Source organism: Mixta sp., assembly GCF_024610815.1.
Classification (GTDB): Bacteria; Pseudomonadota; Gammaproteobacteria; order Enterobacterales; family Enterobacteriaceae; genus Mixta; species Mixta calida.
This window is the reverse complement of record NZ_JANION010000013.1, coordinates 1-6,587: the sequence shown is the minus strand read 5'-3', so window position 1 is coordinate 6,587 and position 6,587 is coordinate 1. Positions and strand designations below refer to the sequence as shown.

General features: G+C 47.1%; 6 protein-coding genes. All 6 read left to right on the top strand.

Features of this window, described 5'->3' with window-relative positions; translation table 11 throughout:
- The first annotated feature begins 1,273 nt into the window (after positions 1 to 1,273).
- The gene (locus MYY08_RS00775; RefSeq protein ID WP_125365246.1) at positions 1,274 to 1,843 is read left to right on the top strand and encodes an inovirus Gp2 family protein; all 570 of its coding nucleotides are present in this window, start codon (positions 1,274 to 1,276) and stop codon (positions 1,841 to 1,843) included.
- 145 nt (positions 1,844 to 1,988) lie between these two features.
- Positions 1,989 to 2,219, top strand: coding sequence for a helix-turn-helix transcriptional regulator (locus MYY08_RS00770; RefSeq protein WP_125365207.1), 231 nt, complete (start codon positions 1,989 to 1,991; stop codon positions 2,217 to 2,219).
- Positions 2,220 to 2,456: 237 nt separating this feature from the next.
- Positions 2,457 to 2,903, top strand: coding sequence for a putative zinc ribbon protein (locus tag MYY08_RS00765; RefSeq protein WP_125365206.1), 447 nt, complete (start codon positions 2,457 to 2,459; stop codon positions 2,901 to 2,903).
- A 276-nt stretch (positions 2,904 to 3,179) separates the two neighbouring features.
- Positions 3,180 to 4,265, top strand: a complete 1,086-nt coding sequence (dndB, locus tag MYY08_RS00760; protein WP_021552210.1) for a DNA sulfur modification protein DndB — start codon at positions 3,180 to 3,182, stop codon at positions 4,263 to 4,265.
- Positions 4,262 to 5,896 carry a DNA phosphorothioation system sulfurtransferase DndC gene (dndC, locus tag MYY08_RS00755; protein ID WP_288012528.1) on the top strand — a complete coding sequence of 545 codons (1,635 nt, stop codon included), beginning with the start codon at positions 4,262 to 4,264 and terminating at the stop codon, positions 5,894 to 5,896. Before dndB ends, dndC begins: the two co-directional genes overlap by 4 nt.
- Positions 5,886 to 6,587 (top strand): AAA family ATPase (locus MYY08_RS00750; RefSeq protein ID WP_288012526.1); only part of this gene is annotated, 702 nt, incomplete at its 3' end. The genes dndC and MYY08_RS00750, both read left to right, overlap by 11 nt.

Genomic DNA, 6,587 nt, shown 5'->3' with positions numbered 1-6,587 from the left:
CAATATTCCTTTTCCAGCCGACGAAAATCAACAGATGTGGCCATCACGTTCTTATACCTGTCTGCCTTTTTCGGGAATATAAAATGAAAATCATCAGACATGTTGAACACTGTCACTGGTAAGACTCCTTTCCTGTCCGTCATCATGACGACGGCTATCAGCCAGACATCAGAACAACCATTTTGTTTTCTCTGTTCTCTGAAGATAGCCGATCAGGCTAACATCATGCCACACAAATTATGTAATTCAACAACACAAATAACGTAAAGAAATCTGCCATTCCGGGACTCTTACGCTGGTTACCCATCAGGCTTCACCTCAGAGCAGTAGGGATCGCTACAGAGGTTTTCTTAGATCATGATAATTGAAAAACTAAGCCGTCTAGCTACAGACCTGTAAACTCCAGCGACTATTTTTTCCGTGCTGACCGATACTTGTCCGCCATAGCTACCATAACTCCAGAGTGGCAACATGTCACCGTGAAGTAAAACTACCGGTCTGTACACACCATCTGTACCAAGGACATACCGCCCTGCTTGTCGGATTGGTAATATAAACAATAAAGAAGAGTATGTATCATGATCTACCTTAATCGTAAAGCAGGTTAACCTCTTTGATTATATTGACCTCCAAGAAGTGTCAGTAATGACATAATAATGTTCTTACAGTCATTATCCTAATTAATAAAAATGAAGCAAGTGTTATCATCAGCAACAACTCACTGTACACTACCTGATATGATCATTGTAACTGTATAAGTACATATCATAATGGATAACCAGCAAGAATAGCCGTTAATCATCTACACAACACAAATTAACTAAATTAAGTTATCAACACTAGCCTAGGGCTTATGCGGCGATATTTTTCCGTAGGTGCTCTTTGTCTGCGACTGATTAGAAACGCATGTGAACAGATCGGATTTTCGTTCAACCCATTCGTTATTTTGATTATTTTTAGTCTCAAGCCTACTTGTCTTAAGACCATAAAAAATTCAGTGCTTACTGCTTTACTGTGATCGCCCAAGTCGTTTTTCATTATTCACGAGCATAATTAAGATAAATAAACTTAACGTTTACTGGCGCATCACAGACACTCTGAGACTGTATTCTGCACATAGATGAATATCAAGAAAAAATACCGCCAGCAAAGTGATGGCTATATCAGTCGCAGTTTTAAATACGCAGTTGTCATCGATTTTGTTTTAACACAACTGTCATTTTTTATGTCACCGGTAATGGATATGAATCACATTCAACCGGAGACCTTCATCATGAATTACATCTTTAACGATTTCTGGCAGAAACGTATTGCCGCTACCTTTCAGAATGCCCTGGATGCCTATCCACGAGTATTAATGCTGAGGGTTGATCTACGCCTGCCTGATGCCCCTGCCGCCACTGACGCCGCTGTAATATCCCGTTTTACAGAATCCCTTAAAGCCAAAATTACCGCCTGTCAGTTGCGTAGAAAGCAGGAGGGCAAGCGTGTACGCCCCACAACGCTGCGGTATGTCTGGGCTCGGGAGGTCGGCGAGCGTAGCGGTAAAAAGCACTATCACGCTGTTTTACTGCTGAACCGAGAGAGTTGGTGTGGCGCTGGTGATTACAATTCACCGCACACCCTGGCCGGGATGATTAAACAGGCCTGGTGTAGCGCGTTGCAGGTGGACGTGCAGCAGCATGCCACACTGGCGAATTTCCCTGAGAATCCAGCGCTATGGATTGACAGGGGGAACAGCGCACAACTTCAACAGGCCCTGGCGCGGGCTGATTACCTCGCTAAAGACCACACCAAAGTCACCGGTGATGGCGGGCGTAACTTTGGCTGTAGCCAGGGCTGACCTCCTGCCATTCCCATACCCTTACCTAGCCTCCCAAGGTAATATTTTACATACACGCCTTATCCTCTGAAGGAGTACCGGTGTGCAACAGAACTCAACCCACGCCGGTCTCCTCCCAAAATTCATTTTCAGAGGGAGAAATTCCATGACTACCAGTACAACCCCATCCGCTGCGTCATTACTTAATGCAGAAGACCCTCTTATCGACATGGCATACATCACCAAACACACCAAGATGACCGACAAGTGGTTTTACAAGTTGATTCAAGATGGCAGGTTCCCGAAACCCATCAAACTGGGACGCAGCTCCCGTTGGTATAAAAGTGAAGTCCAGAGCTGGATGCAGCAGGTTATTGCCCACTCACGGGAGCAATGAAGTCAACCGGCCAGCATCGCTCCCGTCAAACGGCTAACTGCATATCACTCCGCTGGCGATACGAACATCATAAGCGGCGTTACTGTGACACTAAGCCCAGCCCCGCTTGCAGCCGAAAATCCTGCCCCATCAGTTCCAGCTATCCATAATCAACCCGTAACCCGCCATCCTCCACACAGACAGCCATCTCTCGACGGTGCCTGCCTGCATGTCGTATGGCGGTAAGGAGTCAGTTCGATGAATTTTAAGACCATTACCAGTGAGAATCTGCACGCCGAAATTCGTATGCTGAAATGCTACCTCGCCAATGACCACCGTGGACATTTTGTGACAACCAGTGAAGCGGTGAACATGCCGGGGCAGGTATGGAGCTGCGTATCCTGTGGCTGCCGACTCATCTTCCATACCGGCACGCACACTGATTCCCCCTGGTTCGAACATGACCAGAGGACAGTAGCTGCCAGTACGTTGATAGGCTGTGCGCATATTGACCCGGCAGTGAAAGCAGAGATACGCAGCAGAACATTACGCAGTCTTTTTAACACCCCAGATTCCCCGGTAATGTCGCTGGCTTGGTACTGCGTCTGGTGCGCTAACCATTACAGCGGGGAAAAACGCTGCACCGCCTGCGGGACCGGTATTTACAGCATTGAGGAAGCCTGCTGGCAGAATAATTACACCTGAATTGCCCTGCTTCTTGGGGAGATGTCAAACTACAGCTTCATTTGGTCTGTCACATGAGCAACCATGATTTTAAAAAGTGGATAATGCTCTGAAAGAGACCAAGCAACAGCACTTACAGTGCTGCATCTACATGAATTTTTTGGGTTACAGAACTAAATTTCGGGCATATATCGGAATGCAGTACGCAATTTTTCACGTAAAAAAACTGTGATTTTTGCCTTAGGTTACGTAAAATATCACGTAACCAAATTCATTCGATTTTATACGGATTACAGCATGGCTAGTGTTGATGCAGATTACTGCTACTCTTTTCCAGCTATACGTGGCATTCAGGCTGGTCGTCCTTTCTACATTGCCACATGCCCGATGCGCATCATACCCAAAATATTCAGCTTTGATGAAAATGACGTCCCTCCTGAGCTACGCGCACAACGCACGCTGAATAAATCACGCATCCCCGAAATGGTGCGTTATCTGCTGGAAAATCCAAAAGATTATGTGTTTTCAGCACTGACAGCGTCTATTGCCGTTGACGTTCAGTTTGATGAGTTCCCTAACTCCAACAACCTGGGGACGTTGTGCGTGCCAATGGATGCACAAATTCTAATCAACGACGGTCAGCATCGCCGTAAAGCGATTGAAGACGCTTTGGATGCTCGCCCGGAGCTGGGCCAGGATAATATTCCGGTGTTGTTCTTTGTTGATGAAGGCTTAAAACGTAGCCAGCAGATGTTCGCCGATCTGAATAAATACGCTATTCGCCCCAGCCCGTCGCTGGCGTCTCTATACGATCATCGCGATGCCAGTTCAAATCTGGCACGTTACCTGGCGATGTCCATAGAGCCCTTTGTTGGAATGACAGAACTGGAAAAATCTGGCATCAGTCAGCGGTCAAATAAGTTATTTACGTTGAGCAGCATCAAGCAGGCTACCCGCGCATTGTTGGGTAAAGATCCCAAAGAGAACAACTTTGAGGAATGCACTCAAATTGCTACCCAATATTGGCAAGCTATTTTTAGCGTGATGCCGGATTGGCAGCTAGCGGCTAAAAAAGAGGTTTCACCGGTTCAGTTACGACAAGATTATGTTCACGCTCATGGCATTGGATTGCAGGCACTTGGGCAACTGGGATATACCCTGCTAACGGATTATCCTGAGCAATGGCCGGAGAAAATAGCTGCACTGAAAACTTTTAACTGGCGCAGAAACAACCCGGATCTCGTCAAACGTGCGATGCAGCACGGCAAACTGAGTAAAACCAGTACCGCGATCCAGCTCACCTGTAATGCGCTAAAAACCGCGCTCTCAATCCCCCTCACTCCTGAAGAACAGGAGCTTGAAGCTCAAATGGTTGTCTCATGAGTACATTAGTTCAGGCCTACGATTTGGCCGAATATGAAGATTTTATTAATCAGGAGCAGTTCGCTGGACGCCCTCTGGCCGAATATGTTTCTGAGGTTCAAAGAATTTATTGTGCGGATAATCGTCCGTGGGTAATTGGCTACAGCGGCGGGAAAGATTCTTCTGCCGTAATTACGCTGGTGTATCTGGCTCTGCTTGGCCTGCCCCCGGAAATGCGCAACAAAGATGTTTTTGTGGTGTCGTCCGATACGCTGGTCGAAACGCCTGTGGTAGTTGATTTAATTAAGAAAACGATGTTGCAGATTGAGGCAGGCGCAAAGCGTAATGACCTGCCAATCACTCAACACGCAGTAACGCCTAAAACGAATGAAACCTTCTGGGTCAATTTACTGGGTAAAGGTTATCCGGCTCCAACCCGGAGTTTCCGTTGGTGCACTGAGCGCATGAAAATCAATCCGGTGAGTGACTTTATTAAAGATAAGGTCAGCCAGTTTGATGAAGTGATTGTTGTCCTGGGTTCACGTAGTAGTGAGAGTGCCTCCCGTGCACAGGTCATCGCAAAGCACAAAATTGATGGCTCACGCCTGGCCCGACATACCACGCTGGCAAATGCGTTTATCTATACCCCTATTGATACCTGGGATGTCGAAGACGTCTGGAAACTGCTGCGCGGCGCGTTCCGCTATGCCCCGGACGATATTGATGAGTGGGAAAGCCCGTGGGGTGGAAACAACCGTCCTCTGTGGACGCTATATATGGACTCTTCCGCTCAGGGTGAGTGTCCCCTGGTGATCGATGAAAGTACCCCTTCTTGTGGTAACTCCCGCTTTGGCTGCTGGACCTGTACCGTGGTCACCAAAGATAAAGCGATGGAGAGCCTGATCAAGAATGGCGAAGAATGGATGTCTCCGCTGCTGAAATACCGTGATCTGCTGGCATTTACCACCGATCCAGTAAATAAAGACACGTTTCGCAACTATAAACGTCGTACTGGCAAGGTCAGTTATCAGTATGCCAAAGATGGCGAAGAAATTAGTGCCGAGCGTAAACATGTTCCTGGCCCCTACTGGCTTAAGTATCGCCAGCAGTGGCTAAAAGAGCTGCTGGTAATCGAGCGTGATTTAAATGCTCAAGGCCATACGATTACGTTAATTACCCAACCGGAGCTGCATGCTATCCGTCAGGAATGGTTGAAAGATCCTAATGAACCAGACTGGTATGACACGCTACCGGGTATTTACCGAGAAGTGTATCAGCAGGATTTAGACTGGGTAGTGGACGATCAGTCGCGCTTTGACGCCAGCGATGCAGATTTGTTGATACAGATAGCTCAGGGATTTGACGTTGCACCCGAGATGGTCATGAAGCTGATTGAACTGGAAGTGTCAATGGAAGGGCTAAGCCGTCGTCAGGGGATTTTTGACAAACTCGGTACCATTCTAAAACAGGACTGGGGTAGTCTCGAAGAGATCCAGCAGCAACAAGCAGCACTACAAAAACGTAACGACCGGGATATTCACCAGGAAGAAGTCACCAGGCTGGAAGCTGAACTTCAGGTTCTACAGCGAAGAATTGTCGATGCCAGTGAATCCTCTGTTTTAGTCGAGGAGGAAAACGAACGTGCTCATTAAACAACTAGTGTTACATAATTTTCGGGTATTTAACGGTACTCATACCATTGATCTGGCCCCCAGAAAGCGCCCACACGATTTGAATCCACGACCTATTGTACTGTTTGGTGGTTTAAACGGTGCAGGGAAAACGTCGATCCTATCAGCGATCCGTCTAGCACTATATGGTCGGCTGGCGTTTGGCCTTGCCACTCAACAACAGGAATATGTCGAGCAACTTAGTTCGTTAATTCACAACGGTGCGTACGATATTGAACAACCTGAGGAAGCCGCTGTCGAATTGACCTTTACCTATAATAAGGGCGGCCATGAAGCGGAATTTACCGTTACGCGAACCTGGAAAAAAGGTAAGAAAGATCGCCTATCTCTGCAACAGGATGGACAGCCACTCAGTGAGCTGGATTACGATCAGTGCCAGGGGTTTCTTAATGAATTAATCCCGCATGGCATTGCCGATCTGTTCTTTTTTGATGGCGAGAAAATTGCGGAGCTGGCGGAAGATGAATCCGGCAATATTTTGCGTACCGCAGTGCGCCGTTTATTAGGTCTGGATCTGATATCCAAACTGCGTAATGACTTAATGATTTTTGTTAAGCGCCAGCAATCCAGCCAGTTGGTGGGTTCTCAACAACAGCAGATTGCAGAGCTTGAAAAACAAAGTAAAGAATTGGCCTGCCAGACTGAAGAGATA

Excerpts from the sequence above, each read along its gene's own strand:
- dndC (WP_288012528.1), top strand. The coding sequence starts at position 4,262 with ATGAGTACATTAGTTCAGGCCTACGATTTGGCCGAATATGAAGATTTT.
- MYY08_RS00765 (WP_125365206.1), top strand. The coding sequence starts at position 2,457 with ATGAATTTTAAGACCATTACCAGTGAGAATCTGCACGCCGAAATTCGT.
- dndB (WP_021552210.1), top strand. The coding sequence starts at position 3,180 with ATGGCTAGTGTTGATGCAGATTACTGCTACTCTTTTCCAGCTATACGT.
- MYY08_RS00770 (WP_125365207.1), top strand. The coding sequence starts at position 1,989 with ATGACTACCAGTACAACCCCATCCGCTGCGTCATTACTTAATGCAGAA.
- MYY08_RS00775 (WP_125365246.1), top strand. The coding sequence starts at position 1,274 with ATGAATTACATCTTTAACGATTTCTGGCAGAAACGTATTGCCGCTACC.